Origin of the sequence: Aerococcus sp. UMB7834, from assembly GCF_030215145.1 — a bacterium.
GTDB lineage: Bacteria > Bacillota > Bacilli > Lactobacillales > Aerococcaceae > Aerococcus.
This window is the reverse complement of sequence record NZ_JASOLI010000003.1, coordinates 68,605-93,357: the sequence shown is the minus strand read 5'-3', so window position 1 is coordinate 93,357 and position 24,753 is coordinate 68,605. Positions and strand designations below refer to the sequence as shown.

Sequence of the window (24,753 nt, the reverse complement as noted above, 5' to 3'; positions counted from 1 at the left end):
GGGTTCGCAAAGGCAGAAAGGAAGTGACTTCAGAAAAGTGGAGCGATCGGCTAAAGCCGCTCTTATCCACTTTTCCTCCAGTCATCCCTTTCTGGACGCCTTTGCTCTCACCCTTTAGAGTCCGAGTTGTTCGTTCACATTAACTGTATTGGTCTTAGCTTCTTCGAGATAGTTCATATCTGTATCAAGGAGTTGACCGTTGACGAAAGCAATCACCATGGGTAGGTTCATGCCCGCATAAAGTTGAAAGTCTTTGCCTTCCAGTAATTGGCGGGCGGCAACATTGTTAGGTGTCCCCCCGGCTAAGTCGGCGAAGACAACGAAATCATCCAACTGATCGATGAGATCAGTAAATTTCTTCTCAAAGTCTTCCGCTCCTTCTTCAGGTAGTAGACTGAGCGAATAGATATTTTCTTGTGGTCCCATAATCATCTCGGCACTTTCCTTAATGCCTTGACTGAAGCTCCCATGACTGATTAAAACTAATGCTTTCATTTTAAATTCTCCTTTATTTGCTTAAACTATCCGAGTACACCTAAAGCTGATAAGGCAATCGATAAGATCAATACGATAAAGATAGCCTTAGTTGAAGTAATGTTCTTCTTACCCAGTAACCAGTAGACGAATCCCACAATCAATGCTGGTACCATTTTCGGTAAGATTTGGTCGAGAATATTTTGGAAGTTAACTGTTACACCTGCAACTTCTGGGGCGAAGGCAATTTCTACATTGACCATGGTAGCAATTAAACCACCCACCATGAAGACCCCCATGAGAGAGGCTGCTTCTGTTAGAGCACTTAACTGTCCTTGCATTTCATTAACTAAGGAAGATCCTTCCCGGTAGGCATACTTTAATTGTCTCCAGCGGAAGACGCAGATCACTAGGCCAGCAGCGACCCATAAGAGAACACCGAATGGATTTCCTTGAGAGGCGAGGTTAGCAGCAATAGCCCCAAAAATCGTTGGTACTAAGGCTGCAAAGAGTGAGTCCCCAATCGCAGCGAAGGGGCCCATTAAACCAGCTTTCAAACCTGCTACGGTATCCAGGCTCTCTGCTCCCTCCTCTTCTTCGATGGCAAGGTCAATCCCTGTAACAATCGTATTGAAGAAGTTTGAGGTGTTGAAGAATTGGGCATGGGTCTTCATGGCTTCCTTCAATTCATCCGTCTTATCACCATAGATCTTGCGCAATTGGGGCAGGATGGTGTAGAGATAACCTGATCCCTGCATCCGTTCATAGTTCCAGCCCGCTTGGAAAGCGAATAGACTTCTTAAGTTAATTTGTTTAAAATCTTGTTCAGTGAGTTTGTAGCCTGTTTTCTTGTCAGAAGTTTCTACTTGAACTTGTTCCTTAGAGTTCGTCATCGAGAATCTCTCCTTCCTCTACTGGATTGCCTTCAACTGCTGAGTCTGCTGAACCTTCATTAACCGCTCCCGCAGCAGGCGCCTTAGCTAACTTATCCTCTAAGGCTTGGCGTTCGACAGTATTCTTGTAGTGGATAAAGGCTAGGGCAAAACCAATCAGGGATACCCCTAACATTGGCAGTGGAACGAATGTCCCGCTCAATTCTTCAGCGAGTTTGCCTAATTCGCCACTGATTGCAGTAATATTCGAGAAGACAGTTGATAATAAAGCTGTAATCACAAAGCCAAGCGCTAAGTAAGCAATGTTCTTCTTAACAGGTAAGTAACGTAAGAGAATAGCGAAACCAACTGCAGGTAGAACGCGTCCAGCTAGGGTTAAGCCATCTGCTAACCAAGCGAGGTTGGTATTCAGATAGTCCACTGCGGTTTGTACCACGCCGCCCCCAAAGGCTAGCGCGAGGAAGATTGGAATCATCCGGGATAAGGCCCAAGGTAGGATCCCCATGAGATAGTTGCGTTCAATTCCTTTATAGTCATGTTTCTCGATTGCAGAATCAATCCGGTGTGCAAAGTAGGTATTGGCAAAGCGTGCCAATACGTCCGTTTGAATCATAAGAGCTGCTACAGGCACTGCCAAAGCTGCCACTGCTTGTTCGGGTTCCATGCCGATTGCTACAGAGAAAGCTGTCGCCAGAACGGTCCCGGAGTTGGCATCGATACGTGAAGCTCCCCCGAAGGTCCCTACACCGAGAATGGTTAACTGCATGGCCCCACCGATGATTAGCCCCGTCTTCACATCACCCATTACAAGGCCAGTGAATAAACCTGCGAAAACGGCTGACCCGGCTGAGGTCACCAGATGGAGCTCGTCCCAAATTTGATAGCCAGAATACAACGTGAGTAATAAAATTTGCCACCATTGAATAGCCATTATAATCCCTCCTTAAAATTTTTAATTCATTATGACTTAAACTTAGATTCGAGTAGGGGCATGAATTCCTTAGCAGGATCACTAGGTGCCATCTGAGCGATTAATTTCACCCCATGATCTGCGATCTTATGGAAGTCATCCACATCTTTTTGAACCACATTAATGGAATTACTAATCGAAGTGGTTTCATCTGTTTGGGACATATTGCCCACATTGATCTCTTCGATTGGAACGCCTGCTTCAATCAATTCGAGGAAGATTGCTGGCGTCTTAGCGACAATCAGAACGCGTTGCGACTTGTAACGGTCTTCATTAATTTGTTTGGCTGCTCGGGCCACAGGTAAGACACTGAGGCGGACACCATTAGGGGTAGCGAGGCGCAGGCCCGCTTTATCAATCTTACTCTCTGAAACCTTGTCATCGACAACGATGATCCGTTCGATCGATAATTTAGGGGTCCACAAGTTAGCCACTTGCCCGTGTACCAGGCGGCCATCAATACGACATGCAATAATCATGGCTGATCACTCCTTAATAAATGTATGTTCTTCTCTTAAATAAATATGGTCTGCTGACCGACCTTCTGTTTCAAAAACCAGGATCTCATTCTTGCCTGCTTGTAAGAAAGCACCTGGGCAGTAGAGGCTGCGAATCGGGCCACGCTCCCAGTAGCGGCCGAGATTATGACCGTTGACGAGAACAATCCCCTTGCCAAAGCCGGTCAAATCGAGGAAGGTATCTTCCACTTGGTCTAAGTCTAACTCGAAGCGATAGAAAGCAGCTTGTCCTTCTGACCAGTCCTTGCTGAAATCGATTTGGTCTGCCCGGTCAAAGTCGATCAGGTAATGGTCCCAATTGAGCATAAAGTGCAGGTCGGCCATGGCCCCTTGGCGGAGGCCCTTCTCTTGGGTATCGGCTTGGAGCTTATGACCATAGTTCACCCGGCCCATATTCTCAAAGAGGATGTCCAGTTGGTTCTGGTCTTCACTTAAATCAACTTCAATATCCTCCCCAATTTCCTCTTGGTATTGGGTAGCCACCAAATCTTGGTTGACATAGACATGGGCCCGGTCCCGGCCATCGATGAGGCGGAGACGCTCTGTCTCAGCATCCTTTTCAAACTGGGTCCGGTAGACCATGTAACCATAGTACTGGCCGACTTGGTCCATGGATTGAGGGTAGAGGCTCGACTTCTTATCAGAGATGTCCTCTAAGACTTCAAAGAGATTAACTCGATCAGTCAGCTCCAGCTCTTGTTCAGCTAAGCAAGACTTAATCCGAGGTTTCGTTTGACTCAGATCTGGGAACATCTCATGGATCAGTTCCTGGATGGCATAGTACTTGTCAGTCGGATTTCCCTGTTCATCTAGGGGAGCCCCGTAATCATAAGAACTGATTTGGGGCAGGTCCCGCGTCCCTCGGGCAGAACAGCCATTCATGAAGCCGAAGTTAGTTCCCCCGTGGAACATGTAGAGGTTAATACTACCGATTTCTAGTGCTTCTCTAACAGCATCGACCAACTCGGAAGTTTCCCGAGTAACAATGTCGCTTCCCCAGCGGTTAAACCAGCCGTCCCAGAATTCCATACACATAAGAGGACCGACCTGACCAACTTCTTCTTGGTAAGCGCGTAGGGCCGTGAAATTCTTCTTGGCCCGGGAGCCGAAGTTACCTGTCATGAGGATGTTTTCCTCTTCCAAGTCAGTTAAGGTCCCTGCTCTTAGGGTGGCCCGCCAAGCGCCATCTGAGGTGAAGAGGGGGACATCGATGCCGCCTTCCCTCAGCATATGGTAAATGGCTTTGAGATAGGCCTTATCCTCGCCATAGGACCCATATTCATTCTCAATCTGAACCATGAGAATGGGGCCCCCTTCAGTGATTTGATAGGGCTTAAGCTTGAGGAGGAGGACATCATAATAGTTTTGCACGGCCTGGAGGTAATCGGGGTCAGAGCTCCGCATCCGTTGACATTTCTTAGGCAACCAGCCGGGCAAGCCGCCAAATTCCCACTCGGCACAAATATATGGCGAGGGACGGATAATGACATAGAGGCCTAAAGCTTCGGCCGTCTCGATAAAGGCACAGACATCTTTGTCCCCTTCAAAATCAAATTCACCTTCTTGGGGCTCATGCCAGTTCCAAGGAATATAAGTCTCTACAGTGTTGAAGCCCAACGCTTTTAGATTATAGAGGGAGTGTTCCCAATCTGCGCGCGGCAGTCGGAAGTAGTGGATAGCCCCTGACAAGATCTTAAAGGGCTGGCCATCGAGGATAAAATCTTCGCCTTGGATGTTGAATGAAGTCATCGGTCAAATCCTTTCCAGTCTTTGTCGCGTCTGTCGTTCAGTCTTAAGCTTGGTAGTCGTGTAAGATTACCCCTTTTACAACCCGGTTCACTGTACCTGTAGGCGATGGGGTATCTGGTTTATTGCCAACTTTAACGGAAGTATGTAGGGAGACGATTTGGGCAAAGATGACGTCAGCTAGGGCTAAGTAGGCATCTGGCAGGTCTTCCCCGCTTTGGTAAGTGAAGGCATCACCTTCATAGGCTGGTTCTGCCGGAGCCCCAATACCTACCACTGCTTCCGCAATCTGGTCTGCTGCCACTTCCTTCAAGAGGTCAATATCGTACAGGCGGGTATAGGGATGGTTGGATAAGAAGAGGAAGACCAGGGTGTCTTCGTTAACAATGGATTTAGGCCCGTGTCTGAAACCGAGTGAAGATTCGAAGCTAGCTTCAACTTGCCCTGCTGTCAGTTCCAGGACTTTCAAGTGGGCTTCGTGGGCGAGACCAGCCAAGCTGCCGGATCCTAAGTAAACCACGCGATCGAAGTCGCCTTCTAAGTACTTAGCGACCTCTTCTTCTCGGTCAATCACCTCACGTCCAATTTGGGCCAGTTTGGCGACATGAGCTTCCTTGTCTTCTAAGCTTTCTTGGCCGAAAACTAGGAGACTAGCTAAAGCCATGCAGGAGTAGGACCCTGTCATAGCGAAGCCCTTGTCATTCGAGCGTTCAGGCATTAAGAGGGAGAAGTTCTTAGGGTCGCCTTGGGCATTCTGTGCGAGTTTTCCTTCAGGGGCACAGGTGATGGTTAATTGGTAGAGGTCATCGATTACGTCTTGAGCCAATTGAATCGTCTTTACACTCTCTGGGCTATTCCCGCTGCGCGCATAAGAAACGAGAAGTGTTGGAAGTTCCTTCTCAAGGTATTGGTAGGGATTGCTGACAATACTGGTTGTCGCAATGGCTTCTACCCGCCATTTCTTGGCGTCCAATTGTTCGCTCACATAAGGAAGAACGGTTTCGCCGACAAAGGCGGAAGTGCCTGCCCCGGTGAAGATGATGCGAATTTGATCATGTTTAGCTTCAATCTTGCCTAAGAAATCAGCTAGAGCTTCCCGGTTTTCTTTGTAGATTGCTAGGGTTTCTTCCCAAAGTTCTGGTTGTTGTTTGATTTCAGGCGCTGTATTGACAGCCCCTAAGCTTTCTAATTTTTCTTGACTTTCTAATAACATTCTATAGCCTCCTCAAATTATTTTTGATAAGCGACTTGTCCGTTGATATAGGTAGCTTGGAGTTCGAGCTGGGGCGTCATGACGATGAAGTCAGCGTCACGTCCAGCCTTAATTGAACCGCAGCGGTCATCGATGTCCACGCTGCGAGCTGCTACTGCACTCGCCATGTTCAGGGCTTCGTGAACCGTCGTTAACTCCCAGTCAACCAAGTTGCGGACAGCATCCTTGAGTTGGAGGACCGAACCAGCCAAGCTCCCATTGGACAAGCGGGCAGCTCCTTCTTTCACCTCTACAGGGTACTCTCCTAACGTGTAATTGCCATCTTCCAAGCCACCTGCTCGCATGCAGTCCGTGACTAAGAGGGTGTTATTGACATTGCGGGCATTCAGCAGGGCCTTAATAGCTGCTGGGGTGACGTGGTGGCCGTCTGCAATCACTTCGGCATAGGTATTCTGCAGGGTCATGGCAGCACCAACAACGCCAGGTTCCCGGTGGTGGAGCCCGCTCATCCCATTAAAGGTATGGACGAATAAACTAGCTCCCTGGTCGACTGCACGTCGGGCCTGGTCATAACTGGCATCGGTATGGCCAATAGCTACCTTGACATCGAGTGCCTTAGCCCGTTCAATGAAGGCTGCTGTTTCAGGATATTCAGGAGCCAAGGCAGCCTTGCGGATTAAATCCTTAGCTGATTTCTGCCATTGGTCAAGCACATCTGGACTTGGTGCAATAAAATAGTCTGGATTCTGAGCTCCTTTGTGGGCTTCCACAAAGAAGGGCCCTTCCAGGAAGATACCCTGGATCTTAGCCCCCTGGTCTTCCTCTGCCACTTCTGCCACTACAGCGCAAGCTCGATCGGTTTCTTCAACAGAAGCCGTCAGCGTTGTCGCTAAGAAACTGGTGACCCCGGTTGCGGGCAAGCCTTGGCGGATGGTTTCAACAGCTTCTGGCGTCGCATCCATCACATCTGAACCATTAAAGCCGTGGATATGGGTATCAACCAGTCCCGGCCCCACCCAGTAGCCAGAATAATCTAAGACATCCTCTACTTCTTCAAGCTCTTCTGAGCTATAAGTAAGGAATTTGCCATCTTCAAGAATTAAGTAACCAGGACCTAAAATTTCATTTTCTAAGAAAAACCGGTCCGCTTTTATAGCTTGTCGCATCGGAGTCATCCTTTCTTTTTTGAACATCCTGACAAGTGGTATTACATGTCATTACCAGTTAATGTAAGCGTATTCTTTTTTGAGCGATTTGTCAAGTCTTTTTAAAGAATTGCTTAATATTTTATTTCTAGAACAGATAGACGATCTCAATAAATATCTCTTTATTGACCTTGGAAGCTTAAATGGTAGGAAAATTGGTCAGCCCGTGCGGTTGAAATAGTGAATTCAATAATTTCGTCAGCCAAGTTATAAGAGAGACGCTCAATCTTGAGGCAGGGATTATGGGGGCTCGTCCCAAGCACTTCTGCTTCTAGCTTGGTCATAAGGGCCGCGGTGATCTCCTCATTGGCAACGGAAATTTCCTGGCCATAATTCTGGCGAAAGACCTCATAAAGCGGCTTCTTCTCAAGGAGGTCGGCTGTCAAGCCTGGGAATACTCGAGCAGGTAAATAGCTTCGCTCCACCATCATCGGATCGCCATCCGCTAAGCGTAAGCGGTCAATCCGGTAAACTTTCTCATCCGGCAATAAGCCAAGCTGGCGCCCCAAGAGATAGTTAGCTGGCTCCAAGGCAAAGTCTAAGATCTGAGTCGACGGCTCCTTCCCAATCTTCTTCATCCCTTCAGTAAAGCTATAGCTCTCAGCCAAGTTCTCGCGATGGGACTGGCGGTCAGCCACAAAAGTCCCTAGGCCGTGCCGCTTGTAGATATAGCCCATATTGAGCAATTCCGTCAAAGCCTGTCGCACCGTCGTCCGACTCACCCCATAAGTTTCGCAGATCTCTCGTTCTGAGAGGATCTTATCACCTGGAGCATACTGGTCAGCAATCAGTTGGATCAAAGCTTCAACCAGTTGAACATATAAGGCTTCGGAAGAATTCTTCCGTAACGCTGTCATAAAATCATCCTTCGTATTATTAAATTCACTGGTTACTTGTATCCACTTGTCATTACCAGTTAAGCTAACTTTAACCCCTTTCATAGGGAAAGTCAATTCAATTTGCAATGAAATAGCTATTAAGGAAAATATTAACTATTTGTTTTCAGACAAAAAGTCCGCTCCTGTTCTAACACAGAAGCGGACCTCTTAATGACTTCATATTTGTTATACAAGTAAGTTAAAGCGTACAATAACCATTTCAAGGAAGGTAAAGCCCTTAGTCCCTTACCGGTTCATAGCTATCCTTAGCCATAAAAATATCCGAATTGAGATAGCGCTCCCCAGTATCAGGTGCAATGGCAACAACAATCTTCCCAGCGCCTAATTTCTTAGCGACTTCAATCGCACCAACCGTATTAGCTCCACTTGAAATTCCAGCAAAAATACTCTCTTCTCTGCCCAAACGTCGGGTCATGTCGATGGCTGCTTCAGAAGATACATCCAAGACATCATTGTAAATCGCTGTATCTAAGGTGTCTGGAATAATACCTGGCCCAATACCTTGGATCTTGTGCGGGCCCTTCTCCTGACCATGAAGAACGGCTGATTCAGCTGGTTCGACGGCATAGACTTGGACAGCTTCACTCTTGCTTCGTAGATATCTTGCCGTTCCAGTCAAAGTCCCACCAGTGCCGGCACCCGCTACAAAAGCATCTGGTACTTGGCCGAGTGCCTCATAGATTTCAGGTCCTGTTGTCTTAACATGAGTTTCTGGATTAGCAGGGTTTGAGAATTGGCGCATGAAGACATAGCCCTCTTCTTGGTCGTAGGCTTCACCAGCTGCCACAAGTTCATCGACCCCTCCCTCGTGGTCTCGAAATTCCACTTGAGCTCCATAGGCTTTAAGAATTTCGACTCGGGCGGGATCGGCGCTGTCCGGCATCAAGATCAGGACCTGGTAGCCCCGTGCTGGACCAATCAAAGCTAAACCCACTCCAGTGTTCCCGGTCGAAGCTTCAACAATCGTATCTCCTTTTTGCAAGCGACCTTTCTCTTCGGCATCTAGAATCATATTGAGGGCCGTTCGTGATTTAATGCTCCCACCAATATTGAAGGATTCCAGCTTAAGGTAGACGTCTGCTGCTCCCTCGGGCACGATATGATTCAACTTGAATAAAGGGGTATTGCCCACTAAGTCAGTAATGTCGTTCGTTACAATTGCCATGATCTCATCCCTTTTCTATGTCTTCAGCAGGCAGAGTTCCCTGCCTCACCAAGTTCATTATCATTTAATCATTGCTTATTGCCTAGGATTATAGCACGTGGAATTCTCTGCTTCAACGCTAAAGACAGATCTCAAAATCTCTTTTAACTTGTTGATGTCTAGGCAATCTTACTTGTATTCTACTTCTCCTGATCACTCCTGATCGTTTATCGATCAGTCCAATTGCTGGCCAATTGATTGACAATACCGATCATTACAGACTAACATTATGTAAGCTGTGCTGAGCTATTTTAAAGTAAGCTACATTAAAGGAGAGAGACCATGAAGAAACGTTATGATATCGTAGGGAGTTTCCTGCGACCTGCCCAAGTCCTCCAAGCCCGTAAGCAACACAGCCAAGGACAGATTTCGGACGCCGATTTACGTCAAGTGGAAGACCAGGCCATCCGAGAACTTGTCGCTAAGCAAGTTGAGCTAGATTATGGCCAAGTGACAGACGGCGAAGTCCGCCGCACTTGGTGGCACCTCGACTTCTTCTGGGGCTTGACGGGTATTGAAGCGGTGAATCGCCATCGGACCGCAGCCAATTTCCACCTATCAGAAACAGAAGTCAAGTACCAGGCCGACAGCCTAGACTTGGTGGCCAAGCTATCAGGAAGCAACCATCCCTTCATTGATGATTTTATTTTTCTCCGGGATGTGCTGGCTGACTATGAAGGTGTGGACGCCAAGCTGACCCTGCCTTCGCCAGCCCGACTCTACTATGACTTGACCTCAACAGAGGCAGGCTTAGCCAATGTTAAACGGATCTACCCCAACAAGGAATCCCTCTTCGAAGATATCCAGTCGACCTATCAGACAGTTCTCGAAGACCTTTACCAGGCCGGGGCTCGCTTCCTCCAGTTCGATGATCCCATCTGGATTACCCTTGTCGATCGCGACCGCTTCGAGAAAATCTACGCCTTCCGCCATGAAGCTTTCGATCCATTAGCTGAATCTTTAGCCGAAGACTTCGTTCAAGTCAATAACGCGGTGCTTAAAGGACGGCCAGATGACCTGGTGATTGCCACTCACAACTGCCGGGGTAACTTCCGCTCGCAATGGGCGTCCCAGGGAGCCTATGATGCCATTGCCCCTTACGCCTTTGCCCAGCAAGACTTCGATCGTCAGTTCTTAGAATACGATACGGACCGAGCAGGCGGCTTTGAAGCGCTCCGCGAAGTTCCCAATTCTGTTGATGTAGTCCTCGGTCTCGTCACCTCCAAGCAGGCCGATCTCGAAGATCCTGACACCATTATCCAACGGGTTGAGGAAGCTAGCCACTACCACCCCCTCGACAAGCTCTATCTCAGTCCCCAGTGCGGCTTCGCATCAACGGAAGAAGGCAACCTGTTGACCGAAGCCGACCAATGGCAGAAACTCGCCCACATCCGCGATATCGCCCGTCGTATCTGGTCCGATGCCGACCATGTCCACTAAGAAAGAAGGATACCCATTATGAATAAATTAACCAAACGCCTCAGTCTCAGCCTTGTGAGCCTCTTATTCCTCGGGGGCTGTGCTCTCTCCGATAGTGGGGCCAGCTCGACTGCCTCGTCAGCATCTAGCGAAGCTGACTCAGCCACTGTCGTAGCAGGAACAGGCGGAATGCCCGCCCCCTATGTCACCGTTGACAACCAGAATAATTTAACCGGTTATGACATTGATGTCATCAAGGAAGTTTTCAAGCGCCTGCCTGATCGCGAGCTTAAATTAGAGCTCACTGATATCCCTTCAGTCCTCACTGGAGTGAATACTGGCAACTATGATATTGGTGTCAATAACTTTAGCTACAACGAAGAACGGGCTCAAAACTATCTTTACTCCTACCCTTATAACAATGCCAAGTATTGCTTTATCCACCACAAAGATAATAAAATCGAGAGCCTCGACCAAGCCGCTCAAGCTGGCCTGACCTATATCGGCGACCCTTCAACCAACAATACCGCTGCGGTCAAGAAGTATAACGAAGACCATCCCGACAAGCCGATCACTATCGAATACTCAGACGCTGAAATACCGGTGAAATACCAACAGATTGAAGCGGATTCGAAGAAGTTTGCGATCGATGACTATCCGATCTACAACCTTAACCAGGAGAACTACCACTATGACCAACTGGAAGCCCATCCGATGAGTGACCAAGATAAGGATTACTTGAACTCTTCCATCTTGGCCTACTTCCTCTTCGCTAAGAATGACAAGGGGCAAGCCCTGCGCGATGAAGTCAACCAAGTACTCAAGGAAATGGCTGAGGATGGCACCATTAAGAAATTAACTGAAGAACACTTCGGCCAGGACCAAACCCCTGCCAAAGAACACTATGAGAAACCCTTAAACTAGGAGGCTAATGAGATGGAAATCCACCGAGTTCAAGGTCCAGGCTGGCAGCTAGCAGGTGTCCATTATATCCGTATTGCGGCTTCTAACCCAGCCCCTCTCTCTGCGCCCTTGCCCCTGGAATTCGCCGATGATCGAGCGGATAGCCGTTATATCCTGGTCATGGAAGGCGAGCAACCTGTCGCCACTTGCCGGATCCGTCAGATTGATCCCAAAACCGGCCAGATTGAACGGGTAGCCACTGTTCCCTCTCAGGAGGGGCATGGCTACGGCCGGGCAGCGGTTCAAGCCGCTGAAGCCTGGCTGGCCGAATCCGGTTGCCAACATTTCTTGATCAATTCCAGGACAGCTGTCCAGGCCTTCTATGAGAAACAAGGCTACCGAGTCATCAGCCAGGAAGTGACCGGCGAACCACCTTTTGACTGTATCTTAGTCGCTAAAGACTACTCACCAAGTAAAGGAGACGATAATCATGACTAAAGACCACATTGCGCGTAGAGAAGATACCCATGAAATCAGTGAATCTGGTGCCTTTGTCCGCCAGAAGAACCGTTTTGACACTCCATTCGGTGATGGACAAGGCCAATTGCCGGTTGAAGCCGGTCGCTACCGCCTGCTCTGGGCCCCCATCTGCCCTTGGGCACACCGGTCTGTGATCGCCCGTGAACTCTTGGGCCTCCAAGATGTGATTTCTCTGGGCACTGCCAAACCTGTCCGAACAGATGCCGGCTGGGACTTCTCTGAAGATCCTAATGGGGGCATCTTACCAGGCTCTGACTATAAATACCTGCCTGAAATCTACGCTACAACGGATCCTGATTATGAAGGTCGGGCTACCGTGCCAACTGTTGTCGATACGCAAACGGGCAAGGTGGTCAACAATGACTACTTCAACCTCACCTATTACTGGGAAGAAGAATTCAAGCCCTTCCACAAAGAAGGAGCGCCGGACCTCTTCCCTAAGGCCCTCCAAGCTGAGATCCGCGAATTTAACGACATGCTCTTTAACGAGGTCAACAATGCGGTCTACAAGTGCGGCTTCGCCCAAAGCCAAGAAGCCTATGAAGAGAACTACGACTTGCTCTTCAACCGCTTGGACCAATTGGAAGAGCGCTTGAGCACACAGCGCTATCTCTTCGGTGACCAAATTACGGATAGCGACATCCGCTTCTATGTGACCCTGGCCCGCTTCGACGTGTCCTACTATCCTGAATTCAAGGCCAACCGCAACCGCATCATCGACTTCCTGAACATCTGGAACTATGCCAAGGACCTCTACCAGACACCGGGCTTTGGCTCAACCACTGATTTCACCCAGATCAAGATGGGCTATTCACTGGGTAATGTCGGCCACAATCCTTACCACATCCTGGCTAAGGGGCCTGATACGTCCATTTGGAATGAGCCCCATGACCGTGACCGTTTCAACTAAGGAGGTTAAACATGAGCAAACACCCTGTCTTCGCTAAGGAAATTCAGGCTGATGGGTCCTTCGTCCAGCAGGGCAATGTCCTGTCCACCCCCTTCTCCTATGAAGCAGGGGGCTTGATACCGGAAGCAAATCGCTACCAGCTGGTTTGGATGCCCGCCTGTCCCCATGCCCACAAAGTCGTGATTGCCATTCACCTCTTGGGCTTGGACACGATTATTCCGATCTCTGCAACCGGCCCCTACCGGACAGACGAGGGCTGGGTCTTCTCCGACTATCCCAGTGGCCGCGACCCGCTAACTGGTGCCAAGTCAACCCTGGAACTCTACCAGCGCAGCCTTCCGGACTATGACCTCCGCCCCACGGTTCCACTCATGGTCGACCTGCGCAGTGGTCAGGCGGTCAACAATGACCACAAGACCCTGACCCTGCAGCTAGAGACTGTCTGGCAAGACTTCCACGCTAAGACTGCCCCTGACCTCTACACTGAAGCCCTCCGTCCAGAGATTGACCGGCTCAACCGACTCATCTATGAAGAAATTAACGTTGGCTTCTACAAGGTTGGCTTTGCGGAGAATCAGTCGGCTTACGAGCAAGCCTATGATAACTTATTTGAAATTTTAGACTTTCTAGAAGATCGCTTGAGCCAAAGTCGCTATCTCTGCGGAGACCAGTTGACCGATGCCGATCTGAGACTCTACCCTTCCTTGGCCCGCTACGACGTGGTCTACTATGATGAATTTCGTTGCCGCGAACGTCGGCTCAGAGACTACCCCCATCTCTGGCGCTATGCTCGAGACCTCTACCAGATCCCTGCTTTTGGCCGGACGACCGACTTTGACTTCATCAAGGAATCCTACTACCGGTCGCCCCACCTCAAAGCCCTCTTCGGCAACAGCCACAACATCCTGCCTAAGGGGCCTGACCTTACGCCTTGGCAGCAGGCCCCGATCAACTAATTGATTGCAAAGGAGTTCTACCTTGGAGAAATTATTTGACTTAAACTATATGTTAGAAGCTATCCCCAAACTTCTGGCCCGCCTACCCGTCACTCTAGAATTAACGGCTCTCGCCATGGTCTTGGGGCTGGCGCTAGGTGTGATTATCGCCCTCATCCGCCTAGAAAAACTTCCTATCCTAACCCCCTTGGCCCGGCTCTATGTCTCCTTTGTGCGCGGGACACCGATTATCGTCCAGCTCTATATTTCCTACTTCGGTCTGCCCCTCTTCTTGAAGTACCTCAACGCCCAGTTCGGCTGGCAGCTCAATGTCAATGGCATTCCAGGTTATGTCTTCGCCATCCTAGCCATGGGCATCAACCAGTCGGCCTACCTGTCCGAGATCTTCCGCGGGGCCTTCCTGTCTGTTGACAAGGGGCAGATTGAAGCTGCCTATTCGGTGGGAATGACCAAGGGCCAGTGCTTCAGACGGATCCTCTTCCCAGAAGCCCTAACCATCGCTATCCCGGGGCTCGGCAACTCCCTGATCTCTCTGGTCAAGGGAACTTCTCTGGCCTTCGTGACCAGCGTGGTGGAAATGACCGCCCAAGGGAAGATTATCGGGGGCCAGACCTACCGTTATTTCGAAGTTTATATCGCACTAGCTCTTATTTATTGGTTGGTCACCATTCTCCTCGAATTGATCTTCTATTTGATTGAAAAACGTCTCGAACTACCTGACCAAGCACCCCAAGTGAAGGAGGGAGCCTAAGCTATGATTGCTGTTAAAGAATTGACCAAGTCCTTTAGCGATAAGACCGTCTTGGACCACTTGTCCTTCGATATCCAAAAAGGCGAAGTGGTTGGCATTATCGGACCTTCCGGCACCGGCAAGTCGACCCTCCTCCGCTGTCTCAACCGCTTAGAGACGCCTGATCAGGGTCAGATTAAGTTTGATAGCGAGTCTTATTCGCTCGCCAGCCAAAAAACAGATGAGATTACCGAAATCCGTCGCCAGACAGCCATGGTCTTCCAACAGTTCAATCTTTTTAAGCGGAAGACTGCCATTGAGAATGTGACCGAAGCTCTAGTAACCGTCCAGAGGCTTCCTGCTAACCAGGCCCAAGCCAAGGCCAAGGCGGAACTCCACCGGGTGGGCCTGGCAGGCTATGAGAACCACTACCCCCACCAACTCTCTGGTGGGCAACAGCAGCGGGTTGCGATCGCTCGAGCCATTGCTCTTGAGCCCCAGCTCCTTCTTCTCAATGAGCCTACCTCTGCCCTAGATCCTGAACTCGTTGGCGAGGTCCTCAGTGTCATTAAGGAAATCGCTCAAGCTGGTTATACCATGCTCCTCGTCTCCCACGAAATGGCCTTCGTCCGCGAAGTCGCTGACCGCGTCTTCTTCCTCGACCAAGGCCACATCCTCGAAGCCGGCCCCGCCGACCAAGTCTTCGACCAGCCCACAAGCGACCGGGCCAAACAATTCTTCTCCAAAGTCAAAGAAAGATATTAACTATACAGCTTCTCCCACAAGCAAGACTCGCCCCGTTTGGATTTCTCTCCAAATTGGGCGAGTTTTTCGCTTATAAATTACCCTTACCTTCTCATTTGACAGCCTGTAAGCGCTGCCCTATCCTAGACTTAGAAGCTTTTCCAGGGAGGATTAATTATGAAGAAAGGTCAACTAAGCCTCGCTACCGCTTGCCTATTTCTTTTTGCCTGTCAGGCCGAACCCATTCCTGAACTCAACCAAGCCAAGGTCCAAGCAGAACCTGACGAAGAGATTGCCCAGATTTTTGACCTGCCCTTAACCAGCGATCCGACGATCAAGGCCCGGCGCTACCATTTCATTGACTTACAAGGGACTCAAGAAAATGAACCCTATATCGACTACTTCCAGGCCCTGCGCCAAGTCAACCAAGAGCTCACCGACCTCCAGCTCCCCTCGGGCAAAATGCAGGATCTCAATCTCCCCTGCAGGTATGGGGGTTAAATTGAGAGCTTCTGGATATCTCCTATCAGAATTTGCCCTTGTTCAAGATGATCCAACCAGACCTAGTTGACAACCCCCTTCGATTAAGCCATGTAGGAAAGAAAGTAGGCAGGTGTTCTCCCTAGCTTGGGAAGAACACCTGCCTACTTATTTCGTTATTCCTATTTGCGCGCAGCTGCCTCAAAAGCAAATAGAGGCCGGCTATTTGCTCTCAGCTGGTCTGAAAGCAAGTTGAAGGCGACAGTTTGCATTCGGCAGGGTTGAAAGCAAATTGAAACTGGCTATTTGCACTCGGATGGTCTGAAAGCAAATAGAAGCTGGCAGTTTACATTCGAAAGCTTTGTGTGAAAATAGAGACGGCAACTTGCGAAAATACTCCCTAGCTGGATCTTCTAAGCCTACTAAAGCTTTGAAACTTGTTTCGTGATAGGAACATTCACCCCATTAGCATGCACCTCCAAATACAAAAGCGCAACGAATGCTCACCCGCATGATTTAACAAAGAAAGACAAAGCAAGCCGGTGTTCCCTCCCTAGCTTGGGGAGAATACCGGCTTGTTTTTTTGATTGCTTATTCTGCTTCAAAGTCTGCTTGGATGGCCTTAAGCAGCTCAGGATCGCTGAGGACGTCGTAGCCGGTCCGGGCCAGGATTTCAATGGTAGTCATCATGGCCTGGTAGCCGGCTTCTGTCTTGGTACAGTCGCGGAATTCGGGGATGTGGCCGGAGATTTTTTGGCCGTTAGTGATACCGTAGTAAGGATTAGTAGCGGGCACGACATGGCTGACATTGCCCATGTCTAGGGATCCGACCACTTCATTGGGATCGGGATCTAACATCTCCACACCTAGGGCTTCAGCGTTGGCGTTGTAGGCGTCGTCCAGGGGCTGGTTGGTGACCATGTCGTCGTAGGTCTTCTCATAGTTACGATACTTCATGCGACAGCCAGCTGCCTGGGCGGCGCTCTCCGCCATGCGGATCATCATCTCGCGCAGGACTTGGACATAGGCCTTATCGCGGGCCCGCACATAAAAATGCGCCCGGGTGTAGTCGGGGATCACATTAGCGACCTCGCCCCCATCCTTGATCACCCCGTGGACGCGGGCGGTCGGTAGGATCTGCTGGCGTTGGGCATTGACCAAGTTGAAGAGGTTGATCACTGCGTCAAGGGCATTGACCCCCTGCCAGGGTGCCGCCGCGGCGTGGGCATTCTTACCGAAGAATTCAAACTCCAAGGCTTGCATGGCTAGCGATGGGCCGCTCTTGGTATTAGCGTCGGAGGGGTGGGTGCACAGGGCCACATCGATATCATCGAAGGTATCAGCGGCTGCCATGTCCACTTTGACTCCGTCCGTTTCTTCGGCAGGCGTCCCTAAGACCACCACCCGGCCGCCTGTTTCGGCGAGGACCTTGGATAGGACAATTCCTGCCCCTGTGTCGACTGTCCCCAACATGTTGTGGCCGCAGCCATGCCCGATTTCGGGCAGGGCATCATATTCTGAGAGATAAGCCACTGTTGGGCCGGGCTTGCCGGAATCATAAGTCGCCCGAAAAGCGGTCTCGAAGCCCAGGTAAGGTTTTTCAACTTGGAAGCCGTGTTTTTCCAAGAGGTCAGCGTGAGCCTGGGAGGACTTATACTCTTCCAGTCCAAGCTCGGGATGGGCGTAGATATAATCGCTCAAGGCTTGAAATTCTTCTCTTAAGTCTGCGCAAATTTTGCTTAGTTGTTCTTTTCCCATAATATACCTTCTTTCTAGAATGGACCGTAGCCCATCAGGTGCGCTGCAATGACGAAGACCAGGCCGATTAAGAGCCAGATTAACATCAGGGGCATGGCGAACTTGACCCACTTGCTGTAGGGGACCTTAGCGATGGCGAGCTGGGCCATGAGGATGCCGGACATGGGCATGATGGAATCGAGGAAGCCATTGCCCAATTGGTAGCAGAGGACAGCGGTTTGCCGGGTCACGCCCAGGGCATCGGCCAGGGGTACGATAATCGGCATGGTGACCGCCGCCTGGCCACTCCCTGAAGAAATAAAGAAATTGATGATCACCTGGACCACATAGATCCCCACGGCACTCAGGACACTTGGCAAGTTAGCGATGGCGTCCGACATGGCATGGATGAGGGTATCGATGATCATGCCGTCTTCGAGAATGACAATCAGGCTCTGGGCTAGGCCCACAATCAAGGCGGCATAGACCATATCCTTGGCCCCTTCGATGAAGCCATCCGCAATTTGACCGGCTTTTAGGCCGCCAACCATGCCGGCTAGGATGCCAGCGCCGATGAAGACCGCGCCGATCTCCGTAATATACCAGCCGTAACCGATGACGCCGACCGCAATCACCACGAAGCTCAGCACAAAAATCGCTGCAATAATCTGCTGGCGGCGGGTAAAGGCTAGGGTCTCACTGGTCTTGCCTTCCGCCGCTTCCTCAGCCTTGGCCGCTTGCTCTTCCTCATAGACAATGGACTGGGTGGGATCCGATTTGACTTTTTTCGCATAGCGCATCAGGTAAACGGTTGTCGACAGCCAAACGACTGCGAAGAGGACTAGGCGGAGGCCAATCCCCGAGAAGAGGGGCAGGTCAGCGATGGACTGGGCCACCCCAACTGAGAAAGGATTCATAAAGCCCGAGGTGAAGCCCAGACCAGCGCCCAGGCCGATCATCCCCACACCAACCAGGGCGTCATAGCCCATGCCCCGAGCCAGAGTCACGCCCAGGGCAATGAAGAGGATGGTCTCCTCACTCAAACCAATCGTCGACCCCGCAATCCCCATAATCAGAAGAACGGACGGAATCACTAGGGTTTCCTTTCCTCGCAAGGCGTGGACCAGGCGGCTGAGCGCCGCTTCAATAGCTCCGGTCTGGTTCATCACGCCAAAAGCACCGCCCACGATAAATAGGAAGTAAGAAATATGTTGGCTCCGCTCAAAACCAGCTGGCAGAGACTTTAAAATATCAAAGATTCCCTGGGGCTGCTGGGCCACATAGCGGAAGGACTCCGGGTCGATCACCTCCCGGCCATCCACCATAGTCCGGGCAAACTCCCCCGCTGGCACGACCCAAGACATCAGAGCCGCAATCACAATAAAAGCAAACAACAAAACATAGGTATGCGGGACCCGGAGCTCCCGCATATCTGACCACAATCTACTCACAATACTCGCTCATTTCTATCTAGTGTATCCTGTTGCCATTCACCTTAGTTTATCTATGTAAGCGCTACCATAAAGTTCACTAATCCAGGCCAATGTACAACACAATCAGTTCAGATTTTATCATAAGTACAGGGTGTGAACAAGAGCGATTAGCTTTGGATGCTTGGAGCAAGGCTTGCACTCCTCTATTTGCGTGCACCAGGTTTGAGAGCAAATAGAAAATAGCTATTTGCGCTAGGCAAACCCTGAAGTCAAATTGAAGTTGGCTATCTGCATTCGATAGGCCCTGAAGACAAACTCTAGTCGGCTATTTGTCCTCAGCCGTTCTAAAAGCAAATTCCAATAGCCAACTTGCCTTCGCTGACCCCTGAGTGCAAATAGGGGCCCGACAACTTACGAGAGCACTCCCGATTAAACCGACACAATATCTTCCTTGACAAGGACCAGCCTTTGTTTTAAAGTGACTGTAAATAAAGAAAAAATTGAGGTGCCAATTGGCTGAGATTAGACTCATTGAACCTGTCAGGATAATGCCTGCGTAGGGAAGATATTTTTTCGTGTGGCTAGGTGCGGCTAATTGGCAATCTCAAAAGAATGAGATTGTCTTTTTTTATGGGAGGAATTCATTATGGAAGAATCAATGCAGCATGCGATCCAAGCCTGTGTCGAGGCGGTTAAGGCGGGCCAGCCCCTGGTCCCCTCGATCACCAATACCGTGACCATTAACCTAGTAGCCAATACCCAAATCGCGGCGGGTGGCTCGGCAGCTATGGTCTACATGGCGGATGAAGGAGAAGCCATGGCCCAAGCCGGAGAAGCCTTCTACATCAACGTGGGAACCATCTTTCCCCTCTACCAGGAGAGCATCCCGCGCACGATCAAGGCCCTCAATGCAGCCGGCAAGCCCTGGATTCTCGACCCCGTAGCTGTAGGCATGGGCGGTCTGCGCACGGAACTCCTACGTGGCATGCAGGAAGCTAAGCCCACAATCATCAAGGGCAATGCCAGTGAAATTATGGGCTTGGCCAAGGCTTGGGGGCTTCTCGGTAAGGAACAGACCGTCGCTAACAAAGGAGTCGACAGCCTGCATACGCCCCAGGAAGCCCGACAAGCGGCCCAGCTCCTCGCCCAAGAAACAGGCGGTACGGTCGTGGTCTCTGGTGAAGTGGACCTGGTCACCGATGGCCAGGCTGTCTACGCTTCTTCTGGAGGTTCTGAACTCATGAGCCATATTACGGGCGCCGGTTGTGCCCTGGGTGGTCTGCTAGCAGTCTACGCCGCTAAGGCCGACCCTCTCACCGCTGCCCTAAGCGGTGTCAATGCCTTCAACTATGCCGGTCAACGTGCCGCCCAAAAAGCCCAAGGCCCCGCTTCCTTCCAAATGCACTTACTAGATGAACTCTACCAAGCCAGCCCCGAAGCCATCGCTTCTAATCCTTGTCAGAGAGAGGAGGAAGCCTAGTGAAGTCGGCACGAAAAAACTTTGACCTCTCTGCCTACCTCATCATCGGTCCTGAAAATACTCCCGACCGGTCGCCCCTTGACATCATCCAGCTGGCCCTGGAGGCGGGCTTCACCTTCATCCAGATTCGCTCCAAGATTCTCGACGCCAAACCCTGGATTGAACTCACCATCCAAGCAGCTGACCTGATTAAAAAAATGGGCCTCCAGGACAAGGTCTCCCTGGTCGTCAACGATCGATTAGATGTGGTGCTGGCGGCCCGTGAAGCCGGTGCCAAGGTGGACGGGATCCATGTTGGTCAGACCGACCTGCCCGTCGCCCTCTGCCGGAAATACTTAGGTCCCGATGCTATTATCGGTCTGTCTGCCACGGCTCTCGAATTAATCGACTATGTGAAACATGAAGATGTCAGCGAAGTCGATTACTTTGGTGCCGGCCCTCTCCACGCCTCCCCATCCAAGCCGGAAGCAGGCCACTTCGAAGGCCAGGACCTGGTTACCCGGACCTACGATGAACTGGAGCAGCTCGCCCAGGTAAGCCCCATCCCTGTCACTATAGGAGGCGGCGTGACTCTGGCTGACCTGCCTGACCTGGCCCAGACCGGGGTCGACTCTTTCTTCGTTATCTCGGCTGTCACCGCTGCCGAAGATCCTGGCCAGGCCGCCAAAGACCTCGTATCTAGCTGGAAGCAATATCGAAAGGAGCACTAAATGAAAACTGCCTTAAGCATAGCCCGCTCCGATTCCTCAGGCGGTGCCGGCATCCAAGCCGACCTCAAAACTTTTCAAGCCACGGGAACTTTTGGCATGACCGCCATCACGGCTATCACCGCCCAAAATACATTGGGCGTCCAAGCCAGTGAGATTGTCTCGCCCGAGCTCCTAGAAGCCCAGATCCGCAGTGTGTGCGACGATATCCGGCCTGATGCTGTGAAGATTGGCATGGTAGGAAATGCAGTATCTATCCGCTGCATCGCCCGCCTGATCCAGGACTATCAGCTCAAAAACATCGTCCTCGACCCGGTCATGGTAGCTACCAGCGGCGCTAGCCTCCTCGCCTCCGACCAGGTCCAATCCCTCCAGGAAGACTTGATTCCCCTGGCCAAGATCATCACGCCCAACCTCTCAGAAACCAGCGTCCTCTACGGGCAAGAAGTTACAGACGAAGCCAGTATGGAAGAATCCGCAAAGGCCCTCTCCGACCGTTACCAAGTAGCCGTCCTCGTCAAAGGCGGCCACCTCAAAGGCAAGGCTTGGGATGTCCTTGCCGACGCGAACGGTTTGCACTGGCTCCAAGCTGCCCACGTCGACAACCCTAACACCCACGGGACGGGCTGTACCCTGTCTAGCGCCATCGCCTCTTATCTGGCCCAAGGCTACCCCCTAAAAGAAGCCATCCAAAAAGCCAAGGCCTATCTCACAGGCGCCATTGCTGCTGGCTTGGACCTCGGCCATGGACATGGGCCGCTCAACCACGCTTATCGCTATCAGAAAAATTAGGATTAAGCTATGCGAAAGACCAGCCCTAAAGAAACAGAGGGCTGGTCTTTTGATGTTGTACTACATTATTGGTGAGCATCCATTCCGCTTATCTTTATCATTCATAACAAAATTAACCCCCCGTAAATTTAATGTAAATTAATGGTAAATTTACGAAGTTCCCCTCCCCCTTCTGCTACAATACATAAAAATAAGAAAGGAGATCCCTATGCCAATCGATTTCCCCCAAGGCAACTTGGAAGCTAGTCTTCACCGCAAACTCAAAGATCTCATCACCAACTACAGCCATGCCGGCCACTATGCGGTCTTTGACTTTGATAATACCTCTGTCTTCAACGATATTGAAGATAGCCTGATGATGGCCATGCTGGACCAGTTCACCTATTTATTGACGCCCGATGACTTCTGCCAGACGCTCAGCTCCGGTCCTTTTGACTACCAAAAAACTTTCTTCAACCGACCCGAGCTCAGCCTGGCCAATTTGGTTCAAGACCTGGATACTCTCTACCGTGAGCTCTACCACCAGGATGATGTCAAAAGTCAACCCGCTTATGCTAGCTTTGCGGCCAAGCTCCGTCTCTTCTATAACCTGATCAATACCCATTTTGACAAGGTTGCCGGTCAGACCTGGCCGACCTATCTCTTCAAGGGCTTCCTGCCCGAAGAATTCTGCCAGATTGGGCAGGCTGCCCTCCAAAGCAACCTACAAGCTCCCTTCGACCAGGTCATCCTCCAGTCTTCGAGCGACCATCCTGGCTTAGCCGGTCCTGTCCAAGCGACCTTTGAATCGGGGCTCAACTTTCCTGAGGAGGTCCGCCAGCTCTTCGCCTGCCTGACCGACCATGGGATCCGGCCCTATATCGTCTCGGCCAGTCCCCGGCTACTAGTTCAAATGGCCGTTGTGCTCGGTGACTATGCCATCGCTCCTGAAGATATCTTCGGCATGGAGATTGCCTGCGATGCCAATGGGCGGCTGACAGACCAAGTCGCAGCTGGCACTTACGTCACTAAGGGCCAAGGCAAGGTGGACTGCATCCAAGACCTGATCCAGCCCCGCCATGACAGCAAAGACCCCCTCATGGTCTTTGGCGATTCTATGGGCGACTATGCCATGCTGACCGCCTTTGACAAGACCCAGGCCCGAGTCCTCTTCAACCGCTACCAGGACAACGCGACCCAGGACCTGGTCCGAACCGCACAAGATCCTGCTTCAACCTACTTCGTCCAGGGTAGGGATGAAAATACAGGCCAACTCCGTTCCGCCCAAACCACCATTCCCCTAGGCAAGCAAGAAGCCGTGCTCTATGCAAGTGATTTCAAAGGCGAGCACTCTTTAGCTGAATAATTGTCTTTATAAAAACGGACCCCAGCAGAAAAATTCTGACTGAGGTCCGTTTTTGATTTATTTTCTTTATTATTTACGATGTTCCGTTTGGAGCTCTTCATAAATGGCGTCTGTTTTTTCTTTATTTAAGTTAAAGATGAGACCAATCCCGATGATTTCAAGAATAGTCGTCACAACCGGAACAGCTGTATAGAGCAAGCGAATATGCTGGGAAACTTCGGCTGATTGGGCAGCAACTCCAGACACAAAGCCGATTCCTGCTAGGGCATAGCTGGCTAGGGTCGAAGCCAGGGTCGAGCCAATCTTACGCGAGAAGGTATAGATAGAGTAGAGCGAACCATCGCTACGATAACCAAACTTAAATTGATGGTAGTCCAAACAATCGGAAACCAGTGCCCAGATCAGCATGGTAAAGCAGGTCTGTCCAATATTGGCGATAATGAACAGGGCGGCAAAGAGATAAGGGTTAGCAATCGGAACTAGCATCAAGAAGAGTGACAGGATGAAGTTTCCTGTTACCGCAAAGAGGATCGTTTTTTGCTTACCCAAGCTATTAGCCAAGCGAGGAACGGTGGGTAGGGCGACTAGGAGAACGAATAAGGAGGCAAAGTTCACATAAGCGAGGATATCAGGTCGATTGTAGTACTCTTTGAACATGATCTGTCCGAGTTGGCTATTGCCTGTAATATAGATCAGAGACCCAACCGTTGCGACCATGACACCGATTAAAGGACGGTTGCGGAAGGCATCCTTAATCACAAGCGAATAGTTGAAAGTTTCTTCTTTGGGCGCTTCTGCAATCCGCTCGTGGGTCATATTCATTAAGGCAGTATAGCCCAAGAGCGAAAGAATGGCGAAAACAACCGCAATAATGAAGAAAGCCTTAGGGATTGGGGCATTGTTGGCATCCCAAGCAAAGAGAGGGACAATCGATAGGGCCCCAAAGCCAACTACGGTCCCACCAATTGAGCGGGCCCGTGATAGCTTGGTCCGTTCTTCAGGCTTGTCCGTGATAACGTTGGCCATAGCACCGAAAGGCATGGAAGTTCCGGTATAGGAGACCCCATACAAGACATAGGCAAAGCTGACCCAAACGTGTAAGGCCGTATCACTAAAGCTAGACACATCCGTAAAGCAGAGGATATTAGCAAGGGCAAGCGGCCACATGGCAATCTTAATATAGGGCTTGAACTTGTCCCCCTTCTTCCCTAGCCGCCAGCGGTCAGGGAAGGAGCCAATAACCGGGTCATTAATGGCATCGAAGAGGCGGGCGACTAGAAAGAGGTTCCCCATGAAGATAGGACTCACACCCAGAACATAAGTACAAAAAGTCAGATAGAAAGCATCAATAAATAAGTTAACGAAAGAACCTGCCATATCTCCAAAGATATAGCCCACTTCATCCCGCCAAGAAAAAGGCGGTTTATTGGTCTTCTTGATAGTATTTTCGGCCAT

At 50.4% G+C, this 24,753-nt stretch carries 24 protein-coding genes and 1 riboswitch; of the genes, 12 read left to right on the top strand and 12 right to left on the bottom strand.

Annotated features, from left to right (window positions below; all coding sequences use genetic code 11):
- Positions 1–114: 114 nt before the first annotated feature.
- The 9 genes from QP339_RS03170 to cysK form a co-directional block, all read right to left on the bottom strand.
- Positions 115–495, bottom strand: coding sequence for a PTS sugar transporter subunit IIA (locus tag QP339_RS03170; RefSeq protein ID WP_070620632.1), 381 nt, complete (start codon positions 493–495; stop codon positions 115–117).
- A gap of 26 nt (positions 496–521) precedes the next feature.
- A complete protein-coding gene (locus QP339_RS03165) occupies positions 522–1,367 on the bottom strand; it encodes a PTS system mannose/fructose/sorbose family transporter subunit IID (protein ID WP_284910390.1) in 846 nt (281 codons plus the stop codon).
- Positions 1,354–2,298: a PTS mannose/fructose/sorbose/N-acetylgalactosamine transporter subunit IIC gene (locus QP339_RS03160; RefSeq protein WP_070620626.1), complete on the bottom strand. Its 945-nt coding sequence runs from the start codon at positions 2,296–2,298 to the stop codon at positions 1,354–1,356. Before QP339_RS03160 ends, QP339_RS03165 begins: the two co-directional genes overlap by 14 nt.
- A gap of 29 nt (positions 2,299–2,327) precedes the next feature.
- The gene (locus tag QP339_RS03155; protein WP_284910389.1) at positions 2,328–2,816 is read right to left on the bottom strand and encodes a PTS sugar transporter subunit IIB; all 489 of its coding nucleotides are present in this window, start codon (positions 2,814–2,816) and stop codon (positions 2,328–2,330) included.
- A gap of 6 nt (positions 2,817–2,822) precedes the next feature.
- A complete protein-coding gene (locus QP339_RS03150) occupies positions 2,823–4,604 on the bottom strand; it encodes a glycoside hydrolase family 35 protein (RefSeq protein ID WP_284910388.1) in 1,782 nt (593 codons plus the stop codon).
- Between the two features lie 43 nt (positions 4,605–4,647).
- A complete protein-coding gene (locus tag QP339_RS03145; protein WP_284910387.1) occupies positions 4,648–5,814 on the bottom strand; it encodes an AgaS family sugar isomerase in 1,167 nt (388 codons plus the stop codon).
- A gap of 17 nt (positions 5,815–5,831) precedes the next feature.
- Positions 5,832–6,980 (bottom strand): N-acetylglucosamine-6-phosphate deacetylase, encoded by a 1,149-nt coding sequence (gene nagA, locus QP339_RS03140; RefSeq protein WP_284910386.1) that lies wholly within the window; start codon positions 6,978–6,980, stop codon positions 5,832–5,834.
- A 161-nt stretch (positions 6,981–7,141) separates the two neighbouring features.
- Positions 7,142–7,876, bottom strand: coding sequence for a GntR family transcriptional regulator (locus QP339_RS03135; protein ID WP_284910385.1), 735 nt, complete (start codon positions 7,874–7,876; stop codon positions 7,142–7,144).
- Positions 7,877–8,135: 259 nt separating this feature from the next.
- The gene (cysK, locus tag QP339_RS03130; protein ID WP_284910384.1) at positions 8,136–9,083 is read right to left on the bottom strand and encodes a cysteine synthase A; all 948 of its coding nucleotides are present in this window, start codon (positions 9,081–9,083) and stop codon (positions 8,136–8,138) included.
- A 321-nt stretch (positions 9,084–9,404) separates the two neighbouring features.
- Between cysK and QP339_RS03125 the strand changes: the two genes are divergently transcribed.
- The 8 genes from QP339_RS03125 (at position 9,405) to QP339_RS03090 (ending at position 15,825) form a co-directional block, all read left to right on the top strand.
- Positions 9,405–10,562, top strand: a complete 1,158-nt coding sequence (locus QP339_RS03125) for a 5-methyltetrahydropteroyltriglutamate--homocysteine S-methyltransferase (RefSeq protein ID WP_284910383.1) — start codon at positions 9,405–9,407, stop codon at positions 10,560–10,562.
- Positions 10,563–10,580: 18 nt separating this feature from the next.
- Positions 10,581–11,465, top strand: coding sequence for a transporter substrate-binding domain-containing protein (locus tag QP339_RS03120; protein ID WP_284910382.1), 885 nt, complete (start codon positions 10,581–10,583; stop codon positions 11,463–11,465).
- A 12-nt stretch (positions 11,466–11,477) separates the two neighbouring features.
- Positions 11,478–11,942 (top strand): GNAT family N-acetyltransferase, encoded by a 465-nt coding sequence (locus QP339_RS03115; RefSeq protein WP_284910381.1) that lies wholly within the window; start codon positions 11,478–11,480, stop codon positions 11,940–11,942.
- The gene (locus tag QP339_RS03110; RefSeq protein ID WP_284910380.1) at positions 11,935–12,894 is read left to right on the top strand and encodes a glutathione S-transferase family protein; all 960 of its coding nucleotides are present in this window, start codon (positions 11,935–11,937) and stop codon (positions 12,892–12,894) included. The genes QP339_RS03115 and QP339_RS03110 overlap by 8 nt, the downstream gene beginning before the upstream one ends.
- Positions 12,895–12,905: 11 nt before the next feature.
- Positions 12,906–13,850, top strand: a complete 945-nt coding sequence (locus QP339_RS03105; RefSeq protein WP_284910379.1) for a glutathione S-transferase C-terminal domain-containing protein — start codon at positions 12,906–12,908, stop codon at positions 13,848–13,850.
- A 22-nt stretch (positions 13,851–13,872) separates the two neighbouring features.
- A complete protein-coding gene (locus QP339_RS03100; RefSeq protein WP_284910378.1) occupies positions 13,873–14,601 on the top strand; it encodes an amino acid ABC transporter permease in 729 nt (242 codons plus the stop codon).
- A 3-nt stretch (positions 14,602–14,604) separates the two neighbouring features.
- Positions 14,605–15,345 carry an amino acid ABC transporter ATP-binding protein gene (locus tag QP339_RS03095; protein WP_284910377.1) on the top strand — a complete coding sequence of 247 codons (741 nt, stop codon included), beginning with the start codon at positions 14,605–14,607 and terminating at the stop codon, positions 15,343–15,345.
- Positions 15,346–15,501: 156 nt separating this feature from the next.
- The gene (locus QP339_RS03090; RefSeq protein WP_070620534.1) at positions 15,502–15,825 is read left to right on the top strand and encodes a hypothetical protein; all 324 of its coding nucleotides are present in this window, start codon (positions 15,502–15,504) and stop codon (positions 15,823–15,825) included.
- A 570-nt stretch (positions 15,826–16,395) separates the two neighbouring features.
- Here the strand turns inward: QP339_RS03090 and QP339_RS03085 are convergent.
- Together QP339_RS03085 and QP339_RS03080 are read right to left on the bottom strand one after the other, a co-directional pair.
- Entirely contained in the window at positions 16,396–17,562 is a 1,167-nt protein-coding gene (locus QP339_RS03085; protein WP_284910376.1) for a M20 family metallopeptidase, read from the bottom strand.
- Positions 17,563–17,576: 14 nt separating this feature from the next.
- Positions 17,577–18,992, bottom strand: a complete 1,416-nt coding sequence (locus QP339_RS03080) for a YfcC family protein (protein ID WP_284910375.1) — start codon at positions 18,990–18,992, stop codon at positions 17,577–17,579.
- Positions 18,993–19,465: 473 nt separating this feature from the next.
- Positions 19,466–19,554, top strand: a riboswitch (TPP riboswitch).
- A gap of 66 nt (positions 19,555–19,620) precedes the next feature.
- Between QP339_RS03080 and thiM the strand changes: the two genes are divergently transcribed.
- The 4 genes from thiM to QP339_RS03060 all read left to right on the top strand — a co-directional run bounded on the left by thiM (position 19,621) and on the right by QP339_RS03060 (position 23,298).
- Positions 19,621–20,454 carry a hydroxyethylthiazole kinase gene (thiM, locus tag QP339_RS03075; RefSeq protein ID WP_284910374.1) on the top strand — a complete coding sequence of 278 codons (834 nt, stop codon included), beginning with the start codon at positions 19,621–19,623 and terminating at the stop codon, positions 20,452–20,454.
- The gene (locus tag QP339_RS03070; protein ID WP_284910373.1) at positions 20,454–21,164 is read left to right on the top strand and encodes a thiamine phosphate synthase; all 711 of its coding nucleotides are present in this window, start codon (positions 20,454–20,456) and stop codon (positions 21,162–21,164) included. The genes thiM and QP339_RS03070 overlap by 1 nt, the downstream gene beginning before the upstream one ends.
- On the top strand, positions 21,165–21,953 hold the full coding sequence (thiD, locus tag QP339_RS03065) for a bifunctional hydroxymethylpyrimidine kinase/phosphomethylpyrimidine kinase (RefSeq protein WP_284910372.1): 789 nt from the start codon (positions 21,165–21,167) through the stop codon (positions 21,951–21,953). It abuts the gene before it with no gap.
- Between the two features lie 208 nt (positions 21,954–22,161).
- The gene (locus QP339_RS03060) at positions 22,162–23,298 is read left to right on the top strand and encodes a haloacid dehalogenase-like hydrolase (RefSeq protein ID WP_284910371.1); all 1,137 of its coding nucleotides are present in this window, start codon (positions 22,162–22,164) and stop codon (positions 23,296–23,298) included.
- Between the two features lie 69 nt (positions 23,299–23,367).
- On the opposite strand, the gene QP339_RS03055 is transcribed toward QP339_RS03060, so the two are convergent.
- Entirely contained in the window at positions 23,368–24,753 is a 1,386-nt protein-coding gene (locus tag QP339_RS03055; protein WP_284910370.1) for an MFS transporter, read from the bottom strand.

Bases quoted from the DNA above. Each gene is read 5' to 3' on its own strand.
- QP339_RS03105 (WP_284910379.1), top strand. From the start codon at position 12,906: ATGAGCAAACACCCTGTCTTCGCTAAGGAAATTCAGGCTGATGGGTCC.
- thiD (WP_284910372.1), top strand. From the start codon at position 21,165: ATGAAAACTGCCTTAAGCATAGCCCGCTCCGATTCCTCAGGCGGTGCC.
- QP339_RS03145 (WP_284910387.1), bottom strand. From the start codon at position 5,814: ATGTTATTAGAAAGTCAAGAAAAATTAGAAAGCTTAGGGGCTGTCAAT.
- QP339_RS03120 (WP_284910382.1), top strand. From the start codon at position 10,581: ATGAATAAATTAACCAAACGCCTCAGTCTCAGCCTTGTGAGCCTCTTA.
- QP339_RS03125 (WP_284910383.1), top strand. From the start codon at position 9,405: ATGAAGAAACGTTATGATATCGTAGGGAGTTTCCTGCGACCTGCCCAA.
- QP339_RS03090 (WP_070620534.1), top strand. From the start codon at position 15,502: ATGAAGAAAGGTCAACTAAGCCTCGCTACCGCTTGCCTATTTCTTTTT.
- QP339_RS03160 (WP_070620626.1), bottom strand. From the start codon at position 2,298: ATGGCTATTCAATGGTGGCAAATTTTATTACTCACGTTGTATTCTGGC.
- QP339_RS03095 (WP_284910377.1), top strand. From the start codon at position 14,605: ATGATTGCTGTTAAAGAATTGACCAAGTCCTTTAGCGATAAGACCGTC.
- QP339_RS03135 (WP_284910385.1), bottom strand. From the start codon at position 7,876: ATGACAGCGTTACGGAAGAATTCTTCCGAAGCCTTATATGTTCAACTG.
- nagA (WP_284910386.1), bottom strand. From the start codon at position 6,980: ATGCGACAAGCTATAAAAGCGGACCGGTTTTTCTTAGAAAATGAAATT.
- QP339_RS03150 (WP_284910388.1), bottom strand. From the start codon at position 4,604: ATGACTTCATTCAACATCCAAGGCGAAGATTTTATCCTCGATGGCCAG.
- QP339_RS03170 (WP_070620632.1), bottom strand. From the start codon at position 495: ATGAAAGCATTAGTTTTAATCAGTCATGGGAGCTTCAGTCAAGGCATT.
- QP339_RS03110 (WP_284910380.1), top strand. From the start codon at position 11,935: ATGACTAAAGACCACATTGCGCGTAGAGAAGATACCCATGAAATCAGT.
- QP339_RS03165 (WP_284910390.1), bottom strand. From the start codon at position 1,367: ATGACGAACTCTAAGGAACAAGTTCAAGTAGAAACTTCTGACAAGAAA.
- QP339_RS03115 (WP_284910381.1), top strand. From the start codon at position 11,478: ATGGAAATCCACCGAGTTCAAGGTCCAGGCTGGCAGCTAGCAGGTGTC.
- thiM (WP_284910374.1), top strand. From the start codon at position 19,621: ATGGAAGAATCAATGCAGCATGCGATCCAAGCCTGTGTCGAGGCGGTT.
- QP339_RS03155 (WP_284910389.1), bottom strand. From the start codon at position 2,816: ATGATTATTGCATGTCGTATTGATGGCCGCCTGGTACACGGGCAAGTG.
- QP339_RS03055 (WP_284910370.1), bottom strand. From the start codon at position 24,753: ATGGCCGAAAATACTATCAAGAAGACCAATAAACCGCCTTTTTCTTGG.
- QP339_RS03085 (WP_284910376.1), bottom strand. From the start codon at position 17,562: ATGGGAAAAGAACAACTAAGCAAAATTTGCGCAGACTTAAGAGAAGAA.
- cysK (WP_284910384.1), bottom strand. From the start codon at position 9,083: ATGGCAATTGTAACGAACGACATTACTGACTTAGTGGGCAATACCCCT.
- QP339_RS03060 (WP_284910371.1), top strand. From the start codon at position 22,162: ATGCCAATCGATTTCCCCCAAGGCAACTTGGAAGCTAGTCTTCACCGC.